Source organism: Nostoc sp. C052 (assembly GCF_013393905.1).
Lineage (GTDB): Bacteria > Cyanobacteriota > Cyanobacteriia > Cyanobacteriales > Nostocaceae > Nostoc.
This window is the reverse complement of the sequence record NZ_CP040272.1, coordinates 3,760,253-3,786,549: the sequence shown is the minus strand read 5'-3', so window position 1 is coordinate 3,786,549 and position 26,297 is coordinate 3,760,253. Positions and strand designations below refer to the sequence as shown.

Genomic DNA, 26,297 nt, shown 5'->3' with positions numbered 1-26,297 from the left:
AATAAATCTGGTAGTATACCTTCAGCCTTATTGAGATAGATATTCATTAAGATGCTCGTGTGTTTCAGCTATTTGCAAACTTTCTGATGGAGACAACGCTATGTTCAAACACTGGAGTCGATGTTTTGGTAAACAGGGAAGGCTGGATTAAGCAACCTAAGTTGCATCAACTTATGTGAGATTTACGTACAGGACAAGTGGCTATTCTTGCATAAGTCCTTTCGCTCACACAACTATTTATTTATCAGGTGACAAACAATATGTCGAAAAAAATTGGTTTGTTTTACGGTACTCAAACTGGTAACACTGAATCTGATGCTGAAAAAATTCGGGATGAATTTGGTGATGATATTGTAACCTTACATCCCATTTACGAGGCAGATACTAGCACTTTTAATGAGTATGACTTGCTGATTATTGGCTCTCCTACTTGGGATATTGGTCAGCTTCAGAGCGATTGGGATGGCTTTTTCTCCGATCTAGATGAAATAGATTTTAGTGGAAAGCTAGTTGCCTATTTTGGTGATGGAGACCAATATGGCTATAGCGATAACTTCCAGGATGCAATAGGAATTCTAGAAGAAAAAATTTCCCAACGAGGTGGTAAAACTGTTGGTTACTGGCCAACTGAGGGATATGACTTTGAGAATTCTAGAGCCTTAAGAAATGGCAAGTTTGTCGGATTGGCACTTGATCAAGGTAGTCAATCTGATTTAACAGATGAGCGAATTAAAACTTGGGTTGCTCAGTTAAAAACAGAATTTGGTTTGTAGAGATTTGGGGCGCACAGCTAGCTGTGCGCCTTTATTGAAATTGATAATTTAGAATTTATAGGTATAATATGTCCGATCCATTTGATGTTTTATGGTTAAGTGCTAGTCCTGTTTTGCAGCGTTTTGATAAACCATTGCTTGAATATTTATCTAAGTATACAAGTGTCGCCCAGTGGGAATACCAGCAAACTAAAGATGAAGCTAGTTCCATAGATCAAGCTGTGGAGTTGCTATATGAATTTTTAAAATGGCGCGATCGCCCCGTGCATTTAGCAGGTCATGCTATGGGTGGTGCGATCGCCTTAACCTTTGCGCGACGATTTCCGCAAAAAGTGCGATCGCTAACTCTGCTGGCTGTAGCGGCTCAACCTGCAAACAATTGGCAAGCTCACTATTACTTTCAACGACAACTTTTTAACATCAGCCGTGAGTTAGTTTTGGCAAGCAGTGTCCGCAGTCTTTTTGGAAATCAACCACCTCATACTACTAAGAAGTTAGTCGCCGCCCTAGATAAAGATTTAGAACAATCTCCATCATCACACTCTTTATTTAAGTTGGTTTATTTACCCAAGGCTGGAGTTTCTATGCCAATGATGGTATGTGGTAGCAAGAGCGATCCGGTAGTCAATCCACCTGCATTACATGACTGGTCTAATTGGTTAAAACCAGAAGATAAACTGTGGGAATGCTCACAAGGATATCATTTTTTTCACTACTTTTATCCTCAACAAGTTGGCGAGCAGATTTTGAGTTTTTGGCACCATCACCATCCACATTTACTGGTAGCATCTCCACTATCTTTTAGCACTTCTACAAGTTATTCATAAAAGCAGAATAACTAACTCTTAAAAACTAATATTTGCTTGCGTTCGAGCGGTGATAGTTACTATTAACCCCAGACTGCGTAATTTAAAATTTTGTGCAGAGTCTAAGTGTTGAGGTACTTTAAACTTAGTCGCACCGCAATCAATTACACAGGTACGTAGGCGTAGCCCGCCATAGGCATCACTTTTATAAATCTCCACAAACAAAGCAATGGCTTGACTTTTAACGGATCGCTACAACATCAGGCGATCGCACTTGACAATTACGACAGGCTACGAATAAGTACTTTGCTACTTCTGAAAATATCAACTAGGCAATTGATTTCTTAAGGAAATATCGCTAACTCTGTTTCTGGGTCAAAAAAGTGAATTTTATCTGGAGTTAGAGATAACCAAAGTTGCTCACCAGGTTGTACAAATCGGTCTGGTGGGATTCGCACTTGTAGGGATTTGGCTGTAGTAGCAGGTTGAGATCCTGGTTCGGCAATCTTAACAGCGAGAAAGGAATCATTGCCGAGATTCTCTACCAAATCTACTTGCACTGGTAGATTTTTGGTGGCAGGCATACTCAAGTTAAAGTGTTCTGGGCGAATGCCTAAAATTAGAGTTTTCCCATCATATTTTTGTAAAGCTTTTCCCCAAACTTCTGGCAGGGTGAAACGCAACTGGGAATGAGTAATCAACTGCGGGGCATGAAATTCTACAGGAATAAAATTCATCGGTGGTGAACCAATGAATTCTGCTACAAAAAGATTGGCAGGGCGGTTGTAAAGTTCTAAAGGAGAAGCAACTTGTTGAATTTTACCCTCAGACATAATTGCAATGCGATCGCCCATTGTCATCGCTTCTGTTTGATCGTGGGTAACGTAAATTGTCGTTGTCCCCAATTGGCGCTGCAATTTGACAATTTGGGCGCGGGTTTCCGCCCGTAGTTTGGCATCTAAGTTAGAAAGCGGCTCATCCATTAAGAATACTTGGGGGTCACGGGCGATCGCTCTTCCCAATGCAACCCGTTGTCTTTGTCCCCCAGATAGCTGTTTGGGTAAGCGTTTCAGCAATGTTTCGATTTGCAGGAGTTGAGCAACACTACGCACCTGCTCATCAACCGCCCGTTCTTTGTCAGAAATGTAGCGCAATCCTTTAGGTAACTTTTTGGTCGCCCCCACAAAAAGATTTTCCGCCCACGCCTGAAGATAGGGAGTATTTTCTCCTCCGCTCCCCTGCTCCTCTGCTCCCCTGCTTCCCCTACGGCGTAACCCAAAGGCGATGTTATCATACACCGTCATGTGCGGATAGAGGGCGTAATTTTGAAATACCATTGCGATGTCGCGTTCCTTTGGTGGTAGGTCATTGATCAAGCGATCGCCTACCCAGATATTACCGCCAGTCATCACTTCTAACCCAGCAATTAATCGCAGCAGGGTGCTTTTACCACAACCAGAAGGGCCCACCAACACCATAAACTCGCCATCTGCGATCGTTAGGTTAATCCGTCGCAAGACGTTGACACTTCCCAACTGCTCTTGCGCTGCATCAGTTGTGAGAGGAGATTGGGTTTGTGAATTAACACTTTCCCCTTTACGCGAGGAAAAACTTTTATAAACGTTTTCTAAAATGACTTGGGACACAACTAATTTGGGGATTGGGCATGGGGCATTGGACAAATGACCAATGACAGTTTAGCGCCAATCATAATACACGTTTAGAGTAAATACGAAAAGTTAAAAAAACATCTTGCACCATCAAAAGCAAACTACCCTAAATTTTAGGGCTGTCAGGAGGTGTTGTTATGACTACCGATGTACCTAAAAATCTTTTCCAAGATCCAAGCGTTAACCCTATCCATGACATTGTAGACGTACAAACCACAGATTGTTGCATTGTGGGTGGGGGTCCAGCAGGAGCAGTATTAGCACTGTTGTTAGCGCGTCAAGGCATTTCTGTGATGTTGCTGGAAGCACACAAAGACTTCGATCGCGACTTTCGCGGCGATACGATTCATCCATCGGTGATGGAAATTATGGAGGAATTGGGACTTAGCGATCGCTTGTTACAACTTCCCCATACCAAAATGCGCCAAATTAGTATTCAAACTGCTCAAGATACTGTCACATTCGCAGATTTTAGTCATTTAAAAACCCACTACCCATACATTACAATGCTTCCCCAGGTAAAATTCCTGGAGTTTATCACCCAAGAAGCACAAAAATATCCTAGTTTCCATCTGGTAATGGGTGCGAATGTACAGGAATTAATTGCCGAAAATGGTGTGATTCAAGGTGTCCGCTATCGGGGTGGTGGTGGTTGGCATGAAATTCGGGCAATACTGACAGTGGGTGCAGATGGTCGCCACTCACGTTTACGCCACCTGGGTGAGTTTGAGTCCATTGAAACCTCGCCGCCAATGGATATCCTCTGGTTTCGCCTACCGCGTCAGCCAGAAGACCCAGAGGGGGGAATGGGGCGCTTTGGTCAAGGTAATATCATCGCTATGCTTGACCGTGGTGATGAATGGCAAGTTGCCTATGTCATTCCTAAGGGAGGCTATCAACAACTACGCGCTGCGGGTTTAGAGGAATTAAAAAAATCTGTTGTCGAAGTAGTGCCAGAATTTCAGCAACGCATTCAAAATTTACATGATTGGTCACAAATAGCTTTTCTCTCAGTGGAGTCCAGCCGCGTCAAACGCTGGTATCGTCCAGGGTTGCTACTCATCGGTGATGCCGCTCATATAATGTCCCCCGTTGGTGGAGTTGGGATTAACTACGCCATTCAAGATGCTGTCGTTGCAGCGAATGCACTCAGCAAACCGCTCAAGAACCAACAAGTACAACTTAGCGACTTAGCAAAAGTACAGCGTCAACGCGAGTTACCTACACGCATCATTCAGGCGTTTAAAACTTTTATCCAAAAGCGGGTATTTGCCCCAGTTCTCAACTCCAATCGTACCTTTGTACCACCTGCGTTTTTGCGCTTACCCATCTTGCGCGACCTTCCCGCCAGGTTGATCGCCTTGGGTGTTTTTCCGGTTCATGTCAAGACTTAATTTTTGCCAATAATTTTTTCCATTTCCTAAATGGATGGTACAATTATACTACTCATGCAGAATTGAATGCTCAATTTAGTCAAGCGAGGGTGGCGAACAGTATACTCAATGCTGTTCAAAGCGATCGCTTGGCTTTTATGCTAGAAATGACTAAAAAGAATTCAGCACCCAGGAGTCAGAAGTCAGAATTGATAAAGAGTTTAGTTATGATTGGTATATTCATTCATCAAGTGTTCTCCTGAATACTGAATTCTGAGTCCTGAATTCTGTTATAAAATTTGTTCAAATATTATTAAAGAATGCAAACAATTAAACATATTTAGATATTAGTTGGCACTACATAGAAAAACCCCCACTTTTTGAATCAGCACTTTTTGCAGTTAGGAGTAATTTTAATGAACAGTTGCGTTTTAATGGCGGAAATTATTAACGAGCCGCAACTCCGCTATACAGCGGATAATCTGGGAGTCACGGAAATGCTGGTGCAGTTTCCCAATTCCCAGAAACCAGAAGATCCGCCAGCCACTCTAAAAGTTGTCGGCTGGGGGAATTTAGCGACAGAAATTCAGCAAAACTACCACCAAGGCGATCGCGTCATCTTGGTAGGACGTTTAACTATGAATACTGTTGAGCGTCAAGAAGGTTTTAAAGAAAAACGCGCTGAATTGACGGTGCAGCAAATTCAATCTGTTGGAGGTAGTTTTGATACCGATCCATTACCCTCAGCAACCGTAACTCCATCATTCACTGAAACTGCTCCACGACAAACACCTTCAGCATCTCGTCCTCCACAGAAAGAGGTTCCCACTTACGAGTCAGCAGCACGTCCAGCACCTACCCCAGCGCCAAGTTACGAACCCGTACCCCAACCCACAAATTATGAGCGAACTACTTATCCAGCAGTGAAAGAGCAAGAACCAGATCCAGATGATATTCCGTTCTAAAGTTGGTAGCTGAGTGTTTATTCAATTTGCTAATTAACATTACATTAGACAATTTCTACAAATAGCCATCCTTGAGGATGTGCTATTTTTTATTTGCGTTGATGCTTTACATCTTGTGGTGAGACATCGCTGTTCTTAATAGCTCGGTCTAAGAGGGTGTTTGAAAAGTTTTGAGGGGTCAAATTTTATGCTAATCGCCTGACTATGATCCGGATCATGGCAAGGTAAATAAACGTCTCCAAGGTTTCAGGCAATAATTCATAGTCTTTGACCAATCGCCGAAACCCCATGAGTATCAAATTTAGATGCGCGTTAGCTTATCTATTCACAGCTTATAATGAGAGAGTTTTTTTACCATCTCTTCGACTTTTCAAACAACCTCTAAGATATTAGTAGTAGCCTATACAATAATTGAAGGAGTGTAACTCGCACCCCCGAAGGAGAATAGATTCCTTTTGAAGAAATGGGCGCTAAACATCTTTCAGAAAAGCTTAGACAAAATTACCTTAAAATCCTTTAATCTTAAAGATATTATGAAAAATGAAAATTACACAAAAATAAGTACGCACGAGATTGATGGTTATACCTTTGATAACTGGCACGAAATTCTGATAAATGCTAGCAAAATAATTATTTTGGAAGTTCCATGTTCATCATGGGGGAATTGTAATTCCCATTTAGATATAGCTGATAACTACTATGTAGGATTAATTTTAGGAGAAAGCATAGCAGAATACTGTGAAGAAATATCCTCAGATATAGGCAATAGTTCAATTCAGTTTTTATTACAAGCTAGAGATGTTACAGGATTAGCGGAAAAACTGGCTTGGTACTCTCAATTAACCGAAGATGAATATACTGATTTTTATTCTGATTTTAATCTAGAAGAAAGAACTAAAGGCATTGCTGAATGAAGGGATGAATTAATTTATGTTGGTACAATTTTATACTTCAAATAATGAAGTAATAATTTAATCGAGTATCTCAGCATTTGTTCTGATTTGGAATAGCATAAAGTTTTGCGGTGAAGGCGTGCAAGATAATGACGTAACCGAGTATTTTCATTTTCCACCCGTGTCATATATGTTTTACTCACAATTTGGTCTCCATCGGGGATAAAACTTGGGTAAACCTTCCAGCCATCGGTCACATAAAAATAGCTTTTCCACTGTTCAACAATTTCCCAAAGTGGCTTAAAAGTTTCAGAACTATGGTCTCCTAAAACCCAAGCTAAAATACCTTGAGTAAAGTGATTTACTGCTGTCCACAACCAAATTTTGTTTTTTTTGAGCCGATGAATGTCTCTAATTCATCCAGTTCTGCAACTTCTGGAATCATATCTTCTTTTGGTACATCTGGCAGCTTCTCTCCTAGTTGTTTGACCCAATAGATGATCGTAGTATGGTGTACGCCTTTAACTCGTTCAATACCACGAAAACCCATACCGTTAAGGTACATTTTTAAGCATTCTTGTTTTAGTTCTTCTGAATATCCTTTTGGCTGATCGTATACATCAATAAATTGGCGATTGCAATGAGTACAAATGTGATTTTGTTTACCTTTACGTTTCCCATTCTTTCTGATTTCTGTAGAGCCGCAGTATGGACATTGCACAGTAGATGACCTCAATTCATCTCTCTATTATGCAACGCCGAACTAAAATTTACTTTCCGGAGCTAGCTGATTCTTTTCTAGCAAATTACGTGGCTGGAGAGTATGATTTAGACGACGAACAGGTTGAAGAATTACATAGAAAATATCCAGAACGCCGTCATCAGTTTTGGAAATCATTTGCAAGCCTTGAGATTGGCTATGAATTCTATGTGTCTCAATACTCTTGGATAGTTCCGCTAGAGAGTGATATTACAGAATTGCTACAGAAATACGGTGGCTTTGAGGATGAATTACCTCCATTTGAAGAAGCCAACTATTTATCAATACTAAATTACAAGCCCCTTGTTTTTAATAAGACTAGTGTTGTATTTTTTCCTCAAGAAAAACTATTTCAAACACAAACTTGTGCTAGAGATATTTTGCTTCAGAAGCGTAAAGATAAATATTATGATATTCAAGATTTTAATCAAGAGATAAAAGAAATATCTTTAGCTAAAGAAGGAAACATCTTGATAGTATCAGATAAATCATATCAATATCTTTTTTTTAGAGATTCTTTAGAAAAAGTTAAGTATGAGAATGTAGAAAAATATTTAAATATATTTAAAGGCTTAGTTGGAAAACCAACTGAAATATCCTGTCCTTGGCACAAGCTTAATGATGAGCAGTTTGAAGAACTTTGTTACCATATAATTTGTAAGCATTATAAGCCTGGTAAAGAAATCAGAAAAATGGGCAAATCCCGCTCGCGTGATGGCGGTAGAGATATAGAATTTCACACGCCAGAGCGTCTTGGAACTGATTCAAGAAAATGGATTGTACAATGTAAGTTGATTAGAGATGGTAGTTCACTTACTGGGAGCAAAATTAATAATATTATGGATACTATAGCTCAATATGGAGCACGCGGATTTTGTGTAATGACTAGTGGCGTAATTGATAGTGGTCTTTATGATAAATTGGATAACATTAAACGTAACTATGGTATTGAGATAGATGAATGGTCTAAATTAGAGATAGAAAATTTTTTAGACAAACATCACGAACTTAGAGACAAATATTTTTTTGATTAAAAGTCTACTAAAACCAAATTTTTAAGCTGACCTGATTTGATACACAAATGGTATATATCCTAATGACGAGTTAATTAAATCAAAGGCTTCAGTGGCAATCAAGTATCAATATTCGTCCAGATGATAAAGAAATTGGTCGCCATCCACCAATGTACGACCCGATTCAAAGAAAAATTGATACAAACGAGGAGGGCATAGTATCGTTGCAACATTTTTGCTACGATACCATGAGCCGAGCGCAATTTGCAGAGATCGCAAGCAGTTCTACATCGCAAATGCGTGTATATTGTGGAAGTATGTGAAAAACTGCCAAAAAAACCAAATTTACCGACATATAGATCAAAACTATTGTTAAAATCCAAATAATTTTAAGTTAATATTTCTACCCAACTCCTATGAGAGAAACTGTCCTAGAGGTTCGCAATTTACAAGTTGAATTTCCCGGTGATGGCAACATTAACAGAGCTTTGGATGGTATTTCCTTTAGCCTACATCGAGGTGAAACTCTAGGAATAGTAGGAGAATCGGGTAGTGGTAAATCGGTGACAGCCCTAGCTGTGATGGGCTTGCTGCAAACTCCCGGTATAGTTACTGGCGGTGAAATCTGGTTTCGTCCGCAGGAAAATGGCAAAGCAATCGATTTGGTAAAATTGCCTCCTGAACAAATGCAGTTACACCGAGGTGGCGACATCGCCATGATTTTTCAAGAACCGATGAGTTCGCTTAATCCGGTTTATAACATTGGGTTTCAGCTAACAGAAGCGATTGTGCGACATCAAAATGTGTCAGCAGCCCAAGCAAGACAAATTGCGATCGCAGGTCTACAAGAGGTAAAACTTTTACCTAGCGATGAGGAGATCCAACAGCAGTATACCGAAACTTCATCGAAACTAGAACCATCAAAGTTGTCACAGTTGGTTAAAGAACACAAAGAAGCCATGCTAGAACGCTACCCCCATGAACTTTCTGGGGGTCAGTTGCAACGGGTGATGATTGCAATGGCAATTTCTTGTAACCCATTAATCTTAATTGCTGATGAACCAACCACAGCCTTGGATGTGACGGTGCAAGCCACAATTTTGGACTTGTTGCGAGAATTACAGCAAAGCCGTGACATGGCAATGATTTTCATCACCCACGACTTGGGACTAATTTCAGAAATTGCTGACGAAGTAGCGGTGATGTATAAAGGCAAAGTTGTCGAATCTGGTACTTCTCGGCAAATTTTCAGCAGTCCCCAGCATCCATATACTAAAGGTTTGATCGCTTGTCGCCCCACACTAAACCGTCGTCCACAAAAATTACTCACTGTTTCTGATTATATGAGTGCAGAAGAGACACCAACGGGACAAGTAGTAATTCAGGCGAAAGAACCCGTACAACCCATAGAAGTTACCACCGAAGAGATTTCTGCAAGATTAGCAAACTTTAATCAGAAGGAACCCCTTCTGCAAATCCGCAACCTAAAAGTTGGTTTTCCAGTGCGCGGGGTGTTTGGTGGAACAAAACGCTACAATATGGCAGTTAATGGCGTTTCCTTTGATGTCAAACCAGGGGAAACACTAGGTTTGGTGGGAGAATCTGGTTGTGGTAAAACCACCCTTGGTAGAACCTTGCTGCGATTAATTGAGCCGATGAGTGGGCAGATTATCTTTGAAAAACAAGATATTACCAGCCTCAAAGGAGAACCGTTGCAAAAACTGCGGCGGGAAATGCAAATAGTCTTCCAAAATCCTTTTAGTTCACTCGATCCCCGGATGAGGGTTGGGGACGCGGTGATGGAACCATTATTAATTCACGCCGTTGGGAAGACAAAGCAACAACGACGCCAGCGAGTAGTTGAACTTTTAGAACGGGTGGGGTTGAGTGCAGATGCGATTAACCGCTATCCGCATCAGTTTTCTGGCGGTCAACGCCAACGGATTTGCATAGCCCGTTCTTTGGCATTGAATCCTAAGTTTATCATCTGCGATGAATCAGTTTCAGCGCTGGATGTTTCAGTACAAGCGCAGGTATTAAATCTTCTTAAAGAATTACAGTCAGACTTTCAGCTTACTTATATTTTTATTTCTCACGATTTAAGTGTAGTGAAATTTATGAGCGATCGCATTTTAGTGATGAATCGCGGTCAAATTGTTGAAGAAGGCACAGCCGAAAGCATTTACCAAGAACCCAAAGAAGAATACACGCAAAAACTAATTGCTGCAATTCCTACTGGTAGTGATGAACGCGTGCGAAGTCGTCATCTGAGGGCTTTATAGAAAAGGCGGTTAGAAACCGCGTCTACACAGACAAAACCCACCTCCGTGGGTTAAAGAGGCTGCGCCAATGCTTAGAGCGAGTCCGCGATAGCAAGTATTCGCAATACTGCGTAGGTTTTGCATTTTTAACTCGGAATTGGGTTTTGGTTAAAAGTTAAAGGGTAAAGGTTAAAGGTTAAAGGTTTTTTCTTTCCCCTTTCCCCCGCCCCTTATCCCCAAAGGGGGCCCCACCTTCCCCTTTTTCCCAAAACCCGACAAGTATTGCAAGTATTCGTACCCTTATAGGGAAGCAAGCTACGCTTTTAAGTAAGCGTACAGAATTAATTAGAGTCATTGCGATCAAAGCGAACGTGAGTGCGTCTCGTAAAGCCTACGGCATAGCTTCGCTTAGGGCGCAGTCTATCGTAGAGAAGAGAAGCAATCCCAGCCGAATTGCACTAAGAAAAGCTCAAAAGCTTGTGTAGCCGTCGTTCCCACCCTCCAGGCTGGGAACCATTCAGGGTAAGGGCTGTATCTTAACTTAGTAACACTAAGAATCATGAATAGCTAACGGCAACAACAAGCGACTGACTACCCGATTATCTGGTAATTGATAGAAATTTAACTCTCCTCCCAACTCTTGTATGAGGTTTTGGCAGATTAGTAGATGCAAAGCTGGTGGTTGATCGAGGTTGGAGGGAGCAAGTATATCTTTTGGTGTATTGTCATGTAGTTCTGTGAGTAGCTGTGCTTCGATCGCACCGTTATATGTGATCGACAGTTCTAGGGATGTCTGACGATCAGCCCCTCCAGTTGTAGAAGAATGCTTTGTATCAGAAGGTTTTGACGCATCTAAACGGCGACACCAAATATCAATTCTGCCGCCGATTTGAGAACGGTTACAGGCAGTAACCAATAATTCATGGATAACTAATTCAATTTTGACAATATCACCAGCGATCGCCATTGCAGATTGAGCGCTGGAGGTAGGAACTCCCCTGACTGATGAAGAATTTTTGGATGATTCTTGCTCGTCAATCGATTGTCCCAAGCCATGTACGCCAATCCATAGCTTTTGTTGTTTAAGTAAATTGTCGATGCGTTCGAGCGATCGCTTTAGTAAACTGGCTATGGACATAGTTTCCCAACTTATATGTAGCTGCCAGTTCTCAAGTTTTAGCATTCCACTCATGGAGGTGGCTGTATGGTCTAACTGCCGCAGCAATAGCTGGTAGCGCATCTGACTTAGTTCATTAGCAGGAATGCCCAAATCATGTATTTGTTTCAGGGAATGGGCCGTTATTCTTTGAATTTCTTCTAGGCGACGATGTTTGTACCAATTAAGTTGTCGTAATTCTTCTGTTGTAGATTCTAAAAGTCGGGTAATTTGCTTTTCACGTCGCCACCAAGCTAATTGAGAAATCAGAGTTGCTGTTGCACTCAGATTTTGTTCTGACCAGCGGCGCTCTTGATAGTCTACTAACAAGACTACACCGGTGATTTCATAATGAGCAGTTGTACGTAATGCCATTACCAAAATTTGACTTTTGTCTGGAATATTCAACCATTTCCGGGTTTCCGGGGGTAAATTATCCGCCTTCAAAGTCAGGTAATTCTCTGTAGCAAGTGCCCACTGAATTAAGGCTTCTGCCTGGATAAGAATAGATGCCTCAGAAAAAATCCCAAATTGGCTATTGTCAACCACTCCGGGGATAATTTCTGCCCAACTTTGACCAGGTGCCCAAGACAGCATTATCGCTAGGGGACAACCCAAAATTGATGCTATTTGTTCGAGTGCTGTACGTTCTAAATGTTTTTTTTCGACCTCAATGCTGTTCTGAGATTGTGTCAGGATGCGTAAGCATTGCTCAAATGCCTGGGAAGTTTTTTGCTGTTGGGTGGTGCGGTTATGTAATTGCCACTGACGAACAATTACCCCTATCTGTTGACTGACGGCCCACAGCAATTCCTTTTCCAGAGTTGTCCAAGAACGATGGGTTTCGTGAGTAATGACCAAAAGTGGTGCTGGTATCTGACCGTGAGTGCATTTACAAATAAGTAGCGATCGCACACCATTCTCTAACAACGAGGGTCGCCAGTTAAAAAAGCGTAAATCTTCATCTAAGTTTTCAATTTCTACCGCTTGAGTTGAACGTTGCAAAAGTTGCCCATCTAATTCTTTGAGGGTATTGAGGGTAAATGTCAACGGTCGGCGATTATGGGGCTGGCTTTGATAAATAAATTGATAATTATTTTGCTCAGAGTCATACTGCAACAGCAAAAAGCGGGTGGCAGCTAGTCGAGCTAAAACTCTTTTAGCACAACTTTGTAAAGTTTCCTGGAGGTCATTGTCGCTATAAATACCTTGGGCAACTTGGCTAGTCAGTTGGGCATCTTCTTGAATCTGTTTGATCGTGCCTTCCATGTTTTCGGTAGGTGCAACAAGGGAAATTAAACCAGCAACACCCTGGACAAAATTTCTGTCTGTGTCCGTCCAGATGCGAGGTTCATTGCTTTCCACCGCTAGAAAACCGACTAAATTCTTTTGCCAAATAATTGGAGCTGCCAAAAGCGATCGCACCTTCAATCGTTGCAGCAATTTTGCCGTAAAATGGCTCTTTAAAGAACTACGGGCATCACCAATAGAGACAATTTGGTTCACCGCCAAAGCATAATAAAAGTCGCTCAACTCCTGTACAGTCATTCCTGCTGATTGCTGAGTGCTAGAATTGCGATCGATTTTGACCAGCTGATTACTCATCCGACACCAAAAGTAGCGCCCTTCCCGCTCAAACCAATAAACATTTGTCCGGCTGGGGGAGACAAATTTATGAGTTGCTTGTACTGCTGCTTCAAGTCTTTGATTGAGATTACTGAGGTTGCGTAAATTGTCTAGCAGTTCTAATAATGGCTCGTCGCTTCGCCTGGTTTGCTTTTGCTGCTTATGCATCTCATGTTGATAAAGCACTGCCCCCAGTTCACCTAAAACCATCATCAAACGTGCTTTTGTTTCTCCTGTGAGTAGGTAGCCCCAACGTTCTGAACCCAATAACACCAAGCCTAAGCAACGGTCTTTATAGCGAATTGGTAAAATGACCGTTCCCTGGATGTGGAATTTTTCGGCAACTTTATGCCATTCGGTGGCGCGGATTTCTGTTTGTAAATCAGCTACGCCCAAAGGATGCTGTTCAATTACTACTTGCTCTAATAAATCCCCAGGACTGAGAACAACCCTTTGCCGTAAAAAGCTCTGGTCGCGATCGGGTGTGATGCCCCCTTGGCCAAATAATATGTGATTCAGGCGATCGTAAAGAGCAATCCAAATCAGTCTGTAGTCAAACTGTTCTTTGAGATAAGAAATAGTAGTTTCAATCAGAACGTCAACATCATCTTCTTCTCTGAGGCTCTGGAGGACGCGCCCCAAAGAGAGGATTTGCTGTTCGGCGGCTATAGGTTTTTGTGGCTGCCCCATCTGATTTATTGGTTAACATAACTTGTAATATATAAGATGCCCAAAAAAGCACCCTGAGTAATATTGCCACAAGTGTTTAATATTGAACCTAGACAGGTTAATAGGACATTAAGCTAATCGTCATTCAAATTGCATTCCGCATCTTTGCGTCTTTCTAGCGATTTGAACTATACAACTTAAAATCGTTACCTCCTGAATGTTTAATTCAGATTAAACAACTTTTGCATGAAGTATCTTTTATGACCCAGTGGGTAATTTTCTTGAAAAGCAAATACAGTGTAGCCTTGAGATTCATAAAATTCCTTAGCTTGAAAGTCTAATGTCTCAAGATGAACCCCTACACAGTTTTGCTTTTGACCTTCTTTTTCAGCAATTTTCAGGATGTTGCTTCCAATTCCTTTGCCACGTAAGTCTTCTTGAACAACTAAAACTCTGATATAAAGCCAATCACAACCTATTTCACCCAGAATTCCACCAACAATTAAGCCTGATTCATCTCGTGCAAAAACTGCTATAGGTTGCCACTCTGACAAAGAAAAAAAATTTTGATTGAACTGGCGAATCATTTGGATGACAGTCATCCGATCCTGCTGAGTTACTTCCTGTTCTACTTGAATTGTAATCATCCTGATTTTGCTTCTGGGTAAGGTTTTGAGCCTACTCGTACATAATTTCAGAGTGAATTCTGACTTCTGATTTTTGAGTTATTCTTTATAAAAGCTAATGGATATTTATAAATTTGCAATTAGTCCGCTTTTGTTCAATGTGGTAAAAACAGACCCGGAGTGGTTACATCAGCAGACGATTCGCAGTTTTTATTGGCTATCGCAAACGCCTTCTAGTTGGGTAAACCAACGCTTAAAGAAGTCTTTATGCCTGTACGATTCGCGCCTAGAACAAAATTTGTTTGGGCTAAACTTCCCAAATCCCGTAGGGTTAGCAGCTGGCTTTGACAAGGATGGAGTTGCTGCTGGCATTTGGCCTAACCTGGGTTTTGGCTTTGCAGAATTAGGAACTGTAACTTTTCACGCACAGCCAGGAAATCCGCGTCCCCGTTTGTTTCGCTTGCCGTTGGATAAAGCTGCTCTCAATCGGATGGGCTTTAATAACAATGGTGCAGCAGTTATGGCATCACGATTAGCACAGGAAAAACAGGAGTCAAAGCACTTAATACCCATAGGGATAAATTTGGGTAAATCGAAGGTAACTCCCTTAGAAGCAGCCGCACAGGATTATCTCGACAGTTTTCGTTTACTCAAGGATTTGGGAGACTATTTTGTTGTTAATGTTTCTTCCCCCAATACACCGGGGTTACGATCGCTCCAAGATGCTTCTATGCTCAGTGCCATCTTGAATTTATTACAACAAGAGAATAATACACAAAAACCAATTTTTGTCAAGATAGCACCAGATTTATCATGGGAAGCGATCGCTGACATTATAATTCTTGCTGAAACCTACCAACTGGCGGGAATTATCGCCACCAATACCACCATCAGCCGTGATGGACTGAAAACTCAGGTGATTGACCAAACTGGCAAATCACCCCAGGATGAAGCAGGCGGAATTAGTGGTGAACCATTGCGCGATCGCTCCACTGAGGTAATTCGTTTTATTTGGCAGCAAACTCAAGGCCAAATCCCAATAATTGGGGTTGGTGGTATTTTTTCCTCAGAGGATGCTTGGGAAAAAATTACTGCTGGTGCTAGCTTGATCCAGGTTTATACAGGCTGGATTTACGAAGGCCCACTGATGGTACGCCGTATTTTAGCTGGTTTACTTTCCAAACTAGAACAAAGCGGATTAAATTCCATCAACGAAGCTGTGGGTTTACAAGTAAAAAGTAAAAAGTAAAGCTTTAAAGTTCTTTCTTTTTCCTTTTACCTTTTAACTTTTGCCTTGTTCTTCTTCCAGTGGGAAAAATTCTTTAGTTTTTTCCGAGTATGACCAGGCAATGCCATCAGGGTCTTTACTACGACTCCACTCAGGAAATTCTGGATCGTTTCGCCGTTTATAAACTGTGCTGGAATAGACATTTAGCCGTTTAGCAAGTTCAGATTGGATGAGAGAGCCAAAAATTAACTGTTTTTCTAGCGATCGTTGAGCTTCTTGATGTGTTTGCTGTGGAAGTGATTCGGTTTCTGGTTCTTCCTCCTGTGGGGGTGGTGGTGCTAAGAGCGATCGCGCAGTTTTAGTAACCGTTTGAGCCGGAAGTTCTTTAACAGGCTCACTACTGTCAAGAATATTGCCGAGAATACTGGCAGTTATAAAGTAATAAGATTGCCCCGACTCTTCTGAGTTAACTATACTGGCACCAAATTCCGAGGCTTTACCATCCAAGTAGCGCTTTGCCGTTGTTCCGGGAAAATTGCCCTTGATTGCCAAGTCCATTGGCGTAAGTCTGCCTTGATTTTCGCGAACTAATTGATGAAAAATTGGGTTAACTCGTACAGTCCACTGTTGCCATTGATATTCCTGCCAAAGCTTGAAGGCAATTGCCAGCACAATTAGCGCTAGTAAAATTCTCCAAGTGGCAACTAGGAAAATAATCAAAAACGAGATGGGCAAAAGTAGAACGAGAAAAGCCTTGCCGTTATCTTCTATGGGTTTCTCACTCATGCCGATTTTTGCCAAGTGAATTTTGGGAAATAATATTATTATATTGGCAAAAATTGAGACACTTTTTTGTATCTTTTGGCAAAGTTGCGGCAAATTTGTCGGCAAAACCTTTATTCAGTATGTGTTATAGGCTTATTACCTTTCTGCTTATCTCAGTATTGGTCTGCGATGCCTACGGCGGTAAACTACGCACGGAAGTTTTTTCTCAGAGAAAATTAGAGGGTTTTAACTCATCCCCCAGCTTCAAGCCAGGGGGAAATCGAAGTCATTAGCACCAATAGACTTCTTGCATAAGTCGGGAAAAGGGGAAGGTGGGACCCCCTCTGGGGATAAGGGCCGGAGGAAAGGGGAAAAGGTTCTGTATTGTCCCCTTACCCTTTAACCTTTACCCTTTTCCCCCTCTTGCAAAAAGCACTTTTGCAAAAGGTCTAATGACTAATGACTAATTACCCTGTTCTACACCGTTCACTACTGGCTTAACTTCCGAAAATGGATCAGTGCCGCCACCCCAGTTAAAATCACTAATTCGGACGCTGAAGCCACCTAGCTGCAACACCGGATTGTAACGCAAGGTGATGCCATAGGTACGACGGCTATATTCCAAAATGTAGTCGGTACTAGATTCTCTACCAGTATCCAAGTTCACAGATGTTTGAAAACCTAAGCGAAAAGGGCCGTAGATTTGTTGTGATATTCCAGCGGTTAAAACTTTATTATCAACGGAACGATCAAACAAAAAGGGTGATAATCCGTTATTTAAGCCTTGAGAAAAACTGACATTAAAGGCGGTATAGTCTAAGAAAGGTCGAGAAAAATGACCAATTTGCCCTTGTAAGCCGATTGTACCGGTTAAGGTGCTTTGATTATCACCATTGCTGTAATAACTGCTAGTGCCTGTAAGTCCAGCGATCACTTGCAAGTAAGGAACTACAGGGTTAGCTGTGTATCGTAATCCCTCAGTGGCAGTAGGTGGTAATGGTTTTCCCTGCCATAGCAATATCCCAGTACTGAGGGCAACGCTACCTTGTAAACGACCTAGTGAGATGCGATCGTTTTCGCGCACTGGTTGTAGTAAGTCTTGGCGATCGGTGTTGGCATCAATATACTGGGCACTTGCCTGATAGCTGAGGTTAATACCACTTTTTCCTAAAGGAATCACAGGAGAGGTAATAATGCCGCCAAAACTGCTCTGGACAGTTTGAAAACCCAAGGTACCGTTGTAGAGGCGATCGCGATAGTTATATTGCACATTCAATGTGTGGGGAAGAGAAGTGCCTATTGTCTGGCGCAATCCCAAATTCACCCGCAAATTGTCTTCCAGCTGGCTGAAGTCAAAACTAGTTAACTCGCCAGTTCCCTGAACTATTGTCCGTGGACTCAAAACAGAATTTATCTTGGTCTTTACAGCAAACAGTGAGCCTAAGTTACCAGTGCCACCTTGCACGGCTCTCTGTACTAATAACTGGGGCGTGATTGTCCAGGTAGTATTGTCTGTAGCGATCACTGGAAAGCCACGCTCAATATACAAACCACCCCGTTTATCTCCATCATAGCCAGGGGAGACTATTGCAGGTGTAACATCCCGCTCGCGGCGGTCAATAGTCTTCTCATCCAACGGAATTGGTAAGGAGATTCTTTGATCCAATACCAAACGCTGCTTCTGTGTCCTAATGCGGTCTACTAAGGGTGTCTCTCGCGTCAGAGTTACTTTATCTGCGCGTAATTCTAGTTCTGGGGGCGAAAAAGGATCGTTGGTGATGCGGACATCTCGTGCTTGCCAGCCTTGCGGATAAAAGTCAATGTGTTCAGCTTCAAACCTGAGCCGCTTGACTACACCCCCTGTTTTCGGTGGCGTTAGATTACTAGCATCTGCCTGACCACCAAATGACACATCAATTCCTCCAGGGCTGCTCACGCCAGAAATCGGCTGATTGGCTCTAATGCGATCGCTTGGCGGACGTTTTGGCACTCCACCAGCACTTACATCGGTGGGTAAGAAAGCAAAATCTGTTTGGGCTGAGGGGACGTAAATTTCGCCTCTACCATTTTCCAGTTCCCCACTATCTTGAACAAAGTTATAGGTAAAGCGTTGCCCGCGCAGTACTTGATCGCCCCTTGTTAAAGTTACATTGCCTTCTCCCGCAGCGATCAAGTTGTCCAAATTGACTTGCAAGCGATCGGCATCCACCACCGCCCCATCAAATCGCACAACTACATTACCTACAGCTGTAATAATTCGCTGTTGCTCGTTATACTCTTGCCGATCTGAAGTCACTTCCACAATTCTCGGCCCTGCTGGCGGTGTGGTAGCTGGCGCAGTTATTGTACTAGATGGTTGAGCTTGCGGTTGATTAGTAGTACCTACCTGTGGTACTTGGCTTTGCTGTTGGGCTTGAGACTTGAATTCGACAGTAATGGGTACTGAGAGTTGGTTTGTAGGCTTACGAGACTTAAATGTTATGAAATTTTGTACTGATTGAGAACTCGGTGCAAGATCGGCAGCAGATACAGAGATATTGTCTCTTTTGGGAGACTGTTGTGCAGTAATATCATGTTGCTGTTTTTGTTGGGTTAACTTCTCAACTAAAATTTCTGCCTTGGAATTGGCTAACTTGTTGCTATTGTTGACAGTCGGAGCCGTTTCAAGAGAGGGTGAAGATTGGGCGACAAGAGGACTGGGAGAAACATTATAGCTAAAGCTAGAAGATTCCAAAAAGGTTTGTTTTTCTCCAGCGCTAGAGTTTTGATCTAGCGTAGACGCAAAACGGCTTGTCGTCAGATATCGCTGACCGACTTTTTGAGAAGGTTCATTTTTTGCATCTTGCGTCTCTACTGCAACTTTTTTTGGCAATGCAGCGGCTTCTCTTTGCATCTCCCGTTTACGCAGCGCTGAAATTAGAAGAAGTTGCGATCGCTGGATGCCACCACTAGAACTTGTTTTTGTATCTTCTTGATTTTGGCGATTAGAGGTTGTAACCTTCTGCGTAGGATAACCAACTACCAGCGGTTGCCCCAAAAGCCCAGCAGTTCCAGAACCAGTGAATGGGGAACTTTCTGGTGGTAAGGTTTCTGGTGAATGAGATATAGAGGAAGTTTTGGCAACTACCAAGTCATTCTGAGTTGAGTTGATCGGAATTGGCAATGAAGGATCGCTCTTAGCATTACCCGCTATTGCCAACTGAGCCAAAACCTTGGGCTGCTTGGATTTATCTGTTTTTTCGTGTATTCCAGTATCTACACCTGAAAGAAATTTTGTATGACTAGCAGATGAGTCGGAATTTACGGGTTGTAAAGATTCGAGGATAGGAGGCGGATCGGGTGGCAGAACTGGATGAAGCATAAGTGAGCAAAATCGGGCTAACAAACAGCCAAATGTCGGACGGAAGGATAAACTATACATTCTGCCTTCCGACTGTCGCCTTCTGCTACCTACAGCAAGCTACCTGGAGGAAGAAACTTACTAATTTTCCCTTAGTAAGTTTCCGTGGCGTTTAGTATTTTCCGCCTTCCAAAGTCGCGGATGATTTATCGCCCTTTTACTCTAAGTCCCGACGGCCGGGGTTACGAGCGGGATCGTTCGACAAAAATCCGAAGATGAAGATAGTTACGAAGAAGGCAACAACAATATAAACAGCGATTTTTAAAGTCAGCATAGAAATATCTCCAATGGGTAAAACAAAGAGAGCTTTTCTTTTAGGATCTGCCATGCAGAAAAGATAGCTACTTTATATTACCCAAATCTCGTCCCTTTTTTAGAGGACTTCGGGGACGACTGGGGACTGGGGACTGGCGAACTAGCAGTGTCTATCCTATCCTACGCTTATTGAGAATAGTGCAAGATATCAGTTGTCTGACTTTTAGATGACCCTAAGAAATAACTCAGAGGACTATTGACTCTTCTGACGTTGACTGATGGCAAAGGTTTCCCAAAAAAAGGGTAGAGGTTGCAGCTTACGGGTTACAGGTTACAGGAAATAATCCCCAATCCCTAATCCCCAGTCCCCAGTCCCCTATTTCTCAGCTTGAACTTTTGCTATATCTTTGCCAATTCGGTTTTTGATTACTCGTGCAGGTATGCCTACAGCAACAGAGAAAGGAGGAATATCTCTATTAACAACTGCTCCCGCACCAATAACACTGCCTTTGCCGATAGTAACGCCATCTAATACTGTTACTCCATGTCCTAGCCAACAATCATCCTCAATCACGATTCCCTTACGAGTAACACCTTGGTATTTAATCGGCTCTATAGGATCGGCAAAATTATGATTATTGGCATATATCCCTGAATGGGCAGCAATCAAGCAGTGTTTACCAATTTTAATGTTTCCTGGCCCCTCAATAGACACATTAGGAGCAATGAAGGTATCTTCATCAATTTGTATACATGTATCTTCCAAAGAGCCGATATCAACGTTACGCTCAATAGCGACTCTATTTCCTACATGAATTCTATTATTTTTGTGCCCTCTGGCATCCATCCGCACACCCTTGAAAATATAGACTCCACTGCCGATCTCAATACAAGAAGTACCGTTAAATTCAACACCATTTTGAATATAAACTGAGTTGCCTATCTGGGCAAAAATACTGCGATACCCCAAATTACGCAACTTTGGCCCCAGAATAAGTGTTGGAATATCTCCTAACACAGTTGTTACTAAAAGTTCTTGCGCGCGCTGCAATTTTGAAAAGTTTTGCTCGTTCTGCATGGCTACATATCTCTTTAATCAATTGTTGTTGAGAGTGTTGAAAGTTGTTTTGGCTGTATCCTAATTTTCTGCCAATACCAATAGGCTCTGTGTGTATTCATACATGAGCGAAGGTAGCAGTATCACAAAAATTTCCCAAGATTTTTAGGTGGGTTCTCCAATATTTGAAAAACCAGAGTCTAGCTTTGACTATGTGAGCAATTTTTGAGCTTAGGTGTGTAGAATTACTCAAGTAATATGCACAATTGCATTAAGTCGCTAGAAATTTTTGTACATATGTAAGTAAAACTTTAGCTTCTTTGTCACAAAATCAATTAACAAAGCAATTTCAGTGCATTGCCGAGTCAAAACTCAGACTCTTAAATTGTCTGATGGGAAAATTTTCTGGTTTAAATAGGCTACTGTTTTGGTTCTCGGTCAAATTTGAAAAGCTTGCTACCGCTAACAGCACTACTGAAGTAAATAGGGATAGTGTTGTCTATCTTGAGGCTATTTCCTCTCAAGCGGTTTTAGTCTTTTGAAACAACTCAGTTTCAAAAGCTATTTGGCAACAAAAAATACATTTAACTAGACTATATTCAAAGTTTAGATAAAATTTATGCCTAGCATGACAATGTAATTATTGTTGGATTTTATGGGTATTTTGCCCAAATAAAATCCAATTAGGGTGGATTATCTCCCACATCAGCCATCACATTGAAGTTAACCATCGGTGCAAACAAGTAAGCGCTTCCCCGACTGCTATGACGGCTTTCTTGCAACGAATTTCTAGAGTATGCTGCTCCAATCATGTTGCACACGGATGATTTACAGACTAACCAGTTCATGTTGGTAATTACATGAATGGTTTTTAATAACAATTGTTTTTAACGATAACACATTTTATTTTTAGTGGAACACTCTCAATAAATAAGTTGATTTTTAAGTTGCTTGTTGATGAAAATTTGGGGAATTAGTTATTTTTTTTACTTGAGCGATTGCTACTCTGAAATATTTTTATACACTTAGATAAAATCTATTGAGAAGAGAGAGTTGAAAAATGTTATCAAGGGTTACTTAGAATTTCTGTACATATTTCTATATTTGCTTGTCAAAGTAATTTTATGATTGGATGTTAAACTCAGAATGATATCTACTATACGTGTGACACGTTCACAATATTCTTTTTCTCCATATACTTGTATCTAGAAATTTGTAAATCACCCATTCGGGTGAGCCAAGCGGGTGATGCGTACTTGGCATTACTCATTATAAATTCTATTGAAAGAAAGCTAAAACGTAGCTTAGTTTCGAGGATAAATCCCAAAAAAACATCAAAATTCCCAAGTTGAGGTATCGGTTTTAACTCACACACGTGGTTCAAATTATGGCTTTAATTAAAGAAATTGTACAAGAAGCTCTAACTATCGGCTATTTGAGTGTTGTAGCCGAAGATCAACTGCGATCGCAGCTTCAAGGTAATTATGACTCAGAAGACCTAGATGCCTGGATAATTTTACAACGAGCGATCGCAGCAGGTGATGTAAAACTTGAGTCGCGCCGAAAAAAAGCTTCTCTCTCTCCTAAAGCCAAAGACGCTTCATCGAGTATCAAACTTGCTTATCAAATGGCAGCGGAACTCGCCTATGCAGCAGCTGTAGCTTTGACGATGACAAAAAATACTAAAGATCAGCCTTCACTAGGTGCGTAAAGTCACACTACACTAAGTTATTTTCCTGGTTTAGTTCAAAACTTGATACCAAGTAGTTAGCGCTCGCTTTTCCTGGTTAGCTGCTTGGTAAGCTTTTCATGCGATTCTTATTTATATTCTTTAGCTCCCACTTCTTTGTCAGCACAATTTTATTAAGAAATAATTAAAAATTTAACTTTCATGGACACAGCTATGGGGAATTTTTACCTTCACCCAAGACCCTAGAATTGATCCCCGGAAGCAATAATAAAATAAATATAAATTATTTATTCAGAACTAGATTTTTTGTAAGTGATATATGCCAGTAAATGATTAAATCTTAATATACCAAGTACATGGCTGAAAGTAAGGCATAGAATTAGAAACACCTTGGTGTAAACTTTAGCAACGAGGTTAAAAAGAATTCTCAATGTTTAACAAAGTCATCGCTTTTTCACAAAATACAGTATGAAGAATTGGCAACATTGGTAAAGAGAGTAAACAATAACCATAGCTAAACTTGGAGTTTTGCCAACCTATGCAGCCAATTCGCACATTTAACGTATCTCCTTCATTACCGCCACGACTCGAACCACTACGGCGGCTAGCATATAACTTGCACTGGGATTGGAACGTTGATACTAAAGATTTATTCCGTCGCTTAGACTCTGACCTGTGGGAGTCTAGCCATCATAACCCGGTGTTAATGTTGGGTACGATCGCTCAATCGCGGCTTCTGGAAGTTGTCGAAGATGAAGGCTTCCTAGCCCAAATGGATCGCGCTGACCGTCAGTTAGAAGATTATTTGCAAGAGCGCACCTGGTATCAGAAACAACGCGAAGACAAACCAAAAGAATGCTACGCCTATTTTTCGGCAGAATTTGGACTGGTAGATTGTTTGCCGGTCTATTCTGGGGGTTTGGGCGTTTTGGCGGGGGATCACCTCAAATCTGCCAGTGACCTGGGATTACCACTTGTCGGTGTAGGTTTACTGTATCAGCAAGGCTATTTTGCCCAGTATCTCAATGCCGATGGCTGGCAGCAAGAGCGCTACCTGAACAACGATTTCTATAATATGCCCTTGCATCTAGAGCGCAATGCCGATGGTTCAGAACTGCGGATTGCGGTAGATTATCCTGGACGCAAGGTGTATGCCAGAGTTTGGCGCGTACAGGTAGGAACGGTTCCCCTGTATTTGATGGACACCAATATTGAACCCAATAATACTTACGACCACGACATCACAGATCAACTGTATGGTGGCGACATCGATATGCGTATCCACCAGGAAATCATGCTGGGGATCGGTGGTGTGCAAATGCTCAAGGCTTTGGGGCTGAAAGTCACCGCCTACCACATGAATGAAGGTCACGCCGCCTTCTCTGCCCTAGAACGCATCCGCTTGCTGATTCAGGAAGAAGGACTGAATTATGCCCAAGCTAAACAAGTGGTAGCTTCCAGCAATATATTTACCACCCATACGCCAGTACCAGCGGGAATTGACTTGTTCGCTCCCGACAAAATTTTGTACTACCTGGGCTACTATGCAGAGATATTTGGGTTGCCTAAAGAGCAATTTTTAGGACTGGGGCGTGAGAATACAGGCGATTTATCGGGTCCTTTCAGTATGGCGGTGCTGGCGCTGAAAATGGCAACATTTTCTAACGGTGTCGCACAACTGCATGGTGTAGTGTCGCGGCAAATGTTCCAGGGATTGTGGCAGAAAGTGCCAGTAGAGGAAGTGCCGATCGCCGCAATTACCAATGGTGTCCATGCTCGGAGTTGTGTGGCGAAATCAACTCAAGAGTTGTACGATCGCTACCTTGGGCCAAATTGGTCATCAGCACCACCAGATAGCCCATTGTGGGAGCGGATGGAAGCCATACCTGATGAGGAGTTGTGGCGCAATCACGAACGCTGCCGCTTAGATATGGTTTTGTATGTGCGAGAGCATTTGGTCAAACATCTGCGCGATCGCGGCGCTTCTGCCTCCGAAATTTTCCAAGCACAAGAAGTTTTAGATCCTTACGCTTTCACCATTGGCTTTGCCCGTCGCTTTGCCACCTACAAGCGCGCCACCCTCTGGATGCGCGATTTGGATCGGATTAAGCGGCTTCTGCTGGCTAACAAAGACCGGAAAGTGCAATTTGTCATCGCAGGTAAAGCACATCCGAAGGATATTCCTGGTAAAGAACTGATCCGCGATATCAATCACTTTATCCGCGAACAACATTTAGAAAAACAGGTAGTGTTTGTTCCTAATTACGACATTTACATCTCTCGGTTGATGGTTGCGGGTTGTGATATCTGGTTAAATACACCGCGTCGTCCACGCGAAGCCTCTGGTACTAGTGGCATGAAAGCCGCCATGAATGGATTGCCGAATTTAAGTGTACTAGATGGCTGGTGGGATGAAGCTGATTACGTCCGCACAGGCTGGGCGATTGGACATGGAGAGAATTATGACGATCCCAACTACCAAGATGAAGTAGAAGCCAATGCTCTCTACGAATTGTTAGAAAAGGAAGTTGTACCACTATTTTATGACCACCGCGATACTGATGGCTTACCCCGTCCGTGGGTTGCCAAAATGAAGGATGCAATTCGGTTGAATTGTCCATTCTTTAATACCGCGCGGATGGTAGGAGAATATGCACAAAGAGCTTATTTCCCGGCCAGCGATCGCTATCATACCCTGACTGTTGATAACTATGCCCCAGCGAAAGAACTAGCTGCTTGGAAAGAAAAACTAGGCGAACATTGGTTCAACATCAGAATCAAAGATGTTGACGTATCGGCAGTTTCGGACATTGAGGTTAACCAAACCGTTGCTGTTAAAGCCAAGGTTGACTTAGCAACTTTGAGCAATAATGATGTGCAAGTGGAGTTATATCAAGGTGCGATCGATGCCAATGGTGAGATTGTCAACGCTGTGCCGGTGGTGATGGATTACCAAGGTGAAGATGCACAGCAATTAAGTATTTACACAGGTAATATCACTTATACCGCTTCTGGTTTGCAAGGCTTGTCTTTGCGTGTATTGCCGAAAAATAAAAATCTGGCTAATCCTTATGAACCAAGGTTGATTGCTTGGGCAGAATAAGAGTCCTGAGTAGTTATTGAATACTTAAGATTAGGCGTTGCTGATTAAGTTTAGCAACGCCTTTTATTGTGCGATACAGTCAGACACCAAAAATAATTATTGCTAGAATGATCAGGAATTATAAGACAATACAGTTCAGTTAAGCCCAAAACCTTCATGTAGAGACGCGATTTATCGCGTCTTCAAAGACTATTAAATCAGAAATTTA

Annotated in this window: 19 protein-coding genes; 10 read left to right on the top strand and 9 right to left on the bottom strand. The window is 42.0% G+C overall.

Annotated elements, in window-relative coordinates; all coding sequences use genetic code 11:
- The first annotated feature begins 260 nt into the window (after nucleotides 1-260).
- Nucleotides 261-773: a flavodoxin FldA gene (gene fldA / locus FD723_RS15450; protein WP_179066098.1), complete on the top strand. Its 513-nt coding sequence runs from the start codon at nucleotides 261-263 to the stop codon at nucleotides 771-773.
- Between the two features lie 68 nt (nucleotides 774-841).
- Nucleotides 842-1,600 (top strand): alpha/beta fold hydrolase, encoded by a 759-nt coding sequence (locus FD723_RS15445; protein WP_179066097.1) that lies wholly within the window; start codon nucleotides 842-844, stop codon nucleotides 1,598-1,600.
- Between the two features lie 323 nt (nucleotides 1,601-1,923).
- On the opposite strand, the gene FD723_RS15440 is transcribed toward FD723_RS15445, so the two are convergent.
- Nucleotides 1,924-3,225, bottom strand: coding sequence for an ABC transporter ATP-binding protein (locus FD723_RS15440; protein ID WP_179066096.1), 1,302 nt, complete (start codon nucleotides 3,223-3,225; stop codon nucleotides 1,924-1,926).
- Nucleotides 3,226-3,386: 161 nt separating this feature from the next.
- Here FD723_RS15440 and FD723_RS15435 point away from each other — a divergent pair, with 161 nt between their 5' ends.
- The 3 genes from FD723_RS15435 to FD723_RS15425 all read left to right on the top strand — a co-directional run bounded on the left by FD723_RS15435 (nucleotide 3,387) and on the right by FD723_RS15425 (nucleotide 6,501).
- The gene (locus FD723_RS15435) at nucleotides 3,387-4,643 is read left to right on the top strand and encodes an FAD-dependent oxidoreductase (protein WP_179066095.1); all 1,257 of its coding nucleotides are present in this window, start codon (nucleotides 3,387-3,389) and stop codon (nucleotides 4,641-4,643) included.
- Nucleotides 4,644-5,038: 395 nt separating this feature from the next.
- Nucleotides 5,039-5,587 (top strand): single-stranded DNA-binding protein, encoded by a 549-nt coding sequence (locus FD723_RS15430; protein WP_179066094.1) that lies wholly within the window; start codon nucleotides 5,039-5,041, stop codon nucleotides 5,585-5,587.
- A gap of 533 nt (nucleotides 5,588-6,120) precedes the next feature.
- Nucleotides 6,121-6,501 carry a hypothetical protein gene (locus tag FD723_RS15425; protein ID WP_179066093.1) on the top strand — a complete coding sequence of 127 codons (381 nt, stop codon included), beginning with the start codon at nucleotides 6,121-6,123 and terminating at the stop codon, nucleotides 6,499-6,501.
- Nucleotides 6,502-6,515: 14 nt separating this feature from the next.
- Here the strand turns inward: FD723_RS15425 and FD723_RS15420 are convergent.
- Nucleotides 6,516-7,201 (bottom strand): IS1 family transposase gene (locus FD723_RS15420; RefSeq protein WP_179063702.1). Its coding sequence is split into 2 segments (ribosomal slippage): nucleotides 6,516-6,862 and nucleotides 6,862-7,201, totalling 687 coding nucleotides; the frame shifts between segments, so codons are not numbered across the junction.
- A gap of 29 nt (nucleotides 7,202-7,230) precedes the next feature.
- On the opposite strand from FD723_RS15420, the gene FD723_RS15415 reads away from it, so the two are divergent.
- Nucleotides 7,231-8,274, top strand: coding sequence for a hypothetical protein (locus FD723_RS15415; RefSeq protein ID WP_179066092.1), 1,044 nt, complete (start codon nucleotides 7,231-7,233; stop codon nucleotides 8,272-8,274).
- A 395-nt stretch (nucleotides 8,275-8,669) separates the two neighbouring features.
- The gene (locus FD723_RS15410) at nucleotides 8,670-10,535 is read left to right on the top strand and encodes an ABC transporter ATP-binding protein (RefSeq protein ID WP_179066091.1); all 1,866 of its coding nucleotides are present in this window, start codon (nucleotides 8,670-8,672) and stop codon (nucleotides 10,533-10,535) included.
- Between the two features lie 529 nt (nucleotides 10,536-11,064).
- Here the strand turns inward: FD723_RS15410 and FD723_RS15405 are convergent.
- Together FD723_RS15405 and FD723_RS15400 are read right to left on the bottom strand one after the other, a co-directional pair.
- Nucleotides 11,065-13,986 (bottom strand): GAF domain-containing protein, encoded by a 2,922-nt coding sequence (locus FD723_RS15405; RefSeq protein ID WP_179066090.1) that lies wholly within the window; start codon nucleotides 13,984-13,986, stop codon nucleotides 11,065-11,067.
- Nucleotides 13,987-14,186: 200 nt separating this feature from the next.
- A complete protein-coding gene (locus FD723_RS15400; protein ID WP_179066089.1) occupies nucleotides 14,187-14,612 on the bottom strand; it encodes a GNAT family N-acetyltransferase in 426 nt (141 codons plus the stop codon).
- A gap of 97 nt (nucleotides 14,613-14,709) precedes the next feature.
- Here FD723_RS15400 and FD723_RS15395 point away from each other — a divergent pair, with 97 nt between their 5' ends.
- Nucleotides 14,710-15,840 carry a quinone-dependent dihydroorotate dehydrogenase gene (locus FD723_RS15395; RefSeq protein ID WP_179066088.1) on the top strand — a complete coding sequence of 377 codons (1,131 nt, stop codon included), beginning with the start codon at nucleotides 14,710-14,712 and terminating at the stop codon, nucleotides 15,838-15,840.
- A gap of 33 nt (nucleotides 15,841-15,873) precedes the next feature.
- On the opposite strand, the gene FD723_RS15390 is transcribed toward FD723_RS15395, so the two are convergent.
- From FD723_RS15390 to FD723_RS15370, 5 genes are all read right to left on the bottom strand, one after another.
- On the bottom strand, nucleotides 15,874-16,605 hold the full coding sequence (locus FD723_RS15390) for a hypothetical protein (protein ID WP_179066087.1): 732 nt from the start codon (nucleotides 16,603-16,605) through the stop codon (nucleotides 15,874-15,876).
- 442 nt (nucleotides 16,606-17,047) lie between these two features.
- Nucleotides 17,048-20,005 (bottom strand): DUF3769 domain-containing protein, encoded by a 2,958-nt coding sequence (locus FD723_RS15385; RefSeq protein WP_179066086.1) that lies wholly within the window; start codon nucleotides 20,003-20,005, stop codon nucleotides 17,048-17,050.
- A 136-nt stretch (nucleotides 20,006-20,141) separates the two neighbouring features.
- The gene (locus FD723_RS15380) at nucleotides 20,142-20,258 is read right to left on the bottom strand and encodes a photosystem II reaction center protein I (protein WP_041566417.1); all 117 of its coding nucleotides are present in this window, start codon (nucleotides 20,256-20,258) and stop codon (nucleotides 20,142-20,144) included.
- 357 nt (nucleotides 20,259-20,615) lie between these two features.
- On the bottom strand, nucleotides 20,616-21,317 hold the full coding sequence (locus tag FD723_RS15375) for a DapH/DapD/GlmU-related protein (RefSeq protein ID WP_179066085.1): 702 nt from the start codon (nucleotides 21,315-21,317) through the stop codon (nucleotides 20,616-20,618).
- Nucleotides 21,318-21,979: 662 nt separating this feature from the next.
- Nucleotides 21,980-22,144: a hypothetical protein gene (locus tag FD723_RS15370; RefSeq protein ID WP_179063512.1), complete on the bottom strand. Its 165-nt coding sequence runs from the start codon at nucleotides 22,142-22,144 to the stop codon at nucleotides 21,980-21,982.
- A gap of 539 nt (nucleotides 22,145-22,683) precedes the next feature.
- On the opposite strand from FD723_RS15370, the gene FD723_RS15365 reads away from it, so the two are divergent.
- Nucleotides 22,684-23,007, top strand: coding sequence for a hypothetical protein (locus FD723_RS15365; protein ID WP_179066084.1), 324 nt, complete (start codon nucleotides 22,684-22,686; stop codon nucleotides 23,005-23,007).
- A 517-nt stretch (nucleotides 23,008-23,524) separates the two neighbouring features.
- Complete coding sequence (gene glgP / locus FD723_RS15360; RefSeq protein ID WP_179066083.1) at nucleotides 23,525-26,089, top strand: alpha-glucan family phosphorylase; 2,565 nt, start codon at nucleotides 23,525-23,527, stop codon at nucleotides 26,087-26,089.
- Nucleotides 26,090-26,297: the final 208 nt, after the last annotated feature.

Bases quoted from the DNA above. Each gene is read 5' to 3' on its own strand.
- fldA (WP_179066098.1), top strand. From the start codon at position 261: ATGTCGAAAAAAATTGGTTTGTTTTACGGTACTCAAACTGGTAACACT.
- FD723_RS15445 (WP_179066097.1), top strand. From the start codon at position 842: ATGTCCGATCCATTTGATGTTTTATGGTTAAGTGCTAGTCCTGTTTTG.
- FD723_RS15435 (WP_179066095.1), top strand. From the start codon at position 3,387: ATGACTACCGATGTACCTAAAAATCTTTTCCAAGATCCAAGCGTTAAC.
- FD723_RS15430 (WP_179066094.1), top strand. From the start codon at position 5,039: ATGAACAGTTGCGTTTTAATGGCGGAAATTATTAACGAGCCGCAACTC.
- FD723_RS15425 (WP_179066093.1), top strand. From the start codon at position 6,121: ATGAAAAATGAAAATTACACAAAAATAAGTACGCACGAGATTGATGGT.
- FD723_RS15415 (WP_179066092.1), top strand. From the start codon at position 7,231: ATGCAACGCCGAACTAAAATTTACTTTCCGGAGCTAGCTGATTCTTTT.
- FD723_RS15410 (WP_179066091.1), top strand. From the start codon at position 8,670: ATGAGAGAAACTGTCCTAGAGGTTCGCAATTTACAAGTTGAATTTCCC.
- FD723_RS15405 (WP_179066090.1), bottom strand. From the start codon at position 13,986: ATGGGGCAGCCACAAAAACCTATAGCCGCCGAACAGCAAATCCTCTCT.
- FD723_RS15400 (WP_179066089.1), bottom strand. From the start codon at position 14,612: ATGATTACAATTCAAGTAGAACAGGAAGTAACTCAGCAGGATCGGATG.
- FD723_RS15395 (WP_179066088.1), top strand. From the start codon at position 14,710: ATGGATATTTATAAATTTGCAATTAGTCCGCTTTTGTTCAATGTGGTA.
- FD723_RS15390 (WP_179066087.1), bottom strand. From the start codon at position 16,605: ATGAGTGAGAAACCCATAGAAGATAACGGCAAGGCTTTTCTCGTTCTA.
- FD723_RS15385 (WP_179066086.1), bottom strand. From the start codon at position 20,005: ATGTATAGTTTATCCTTCCGTCCGACATTTGGCTGTTTGTTAGCCCGA.
- FD723_RS15380 (WP_041566417.1), bottom strand. From the start codon at position 20,258: ATGCTGACTTTAAAAATCGCTGTTTATATTGTTGTTGCCTTCTTCGTA.
- FD723_RS15375 (WP_179066085.1), bottom strand. From the start codon at position 21,317: ATGCAGAACGAGCAAAACTTTTCAAAATTGCAGCGCGCGCAAGAACTT.
- FD723_RS15370 (WP_179063512.1), bottom strand. From the start codon at position 22,144: ATGAACTGGTTAGTCTGTAAATCATCCGTGTGCAACATGATTGGAGCA.
- FD723_RS15365 (WP_179066084.1), top strand. From the start codon at position 22,684: ATGGCTTTAATTAAAGAAATTGTACAAGAAGCTCTAACTATCGGCTAT.
- glgP (WP_179066083.1), top strand. From the start codon at position 23,525: ATGCAGCCAATTCGCACATTTAACGTATCTCCTTCATTACCGCCACGA.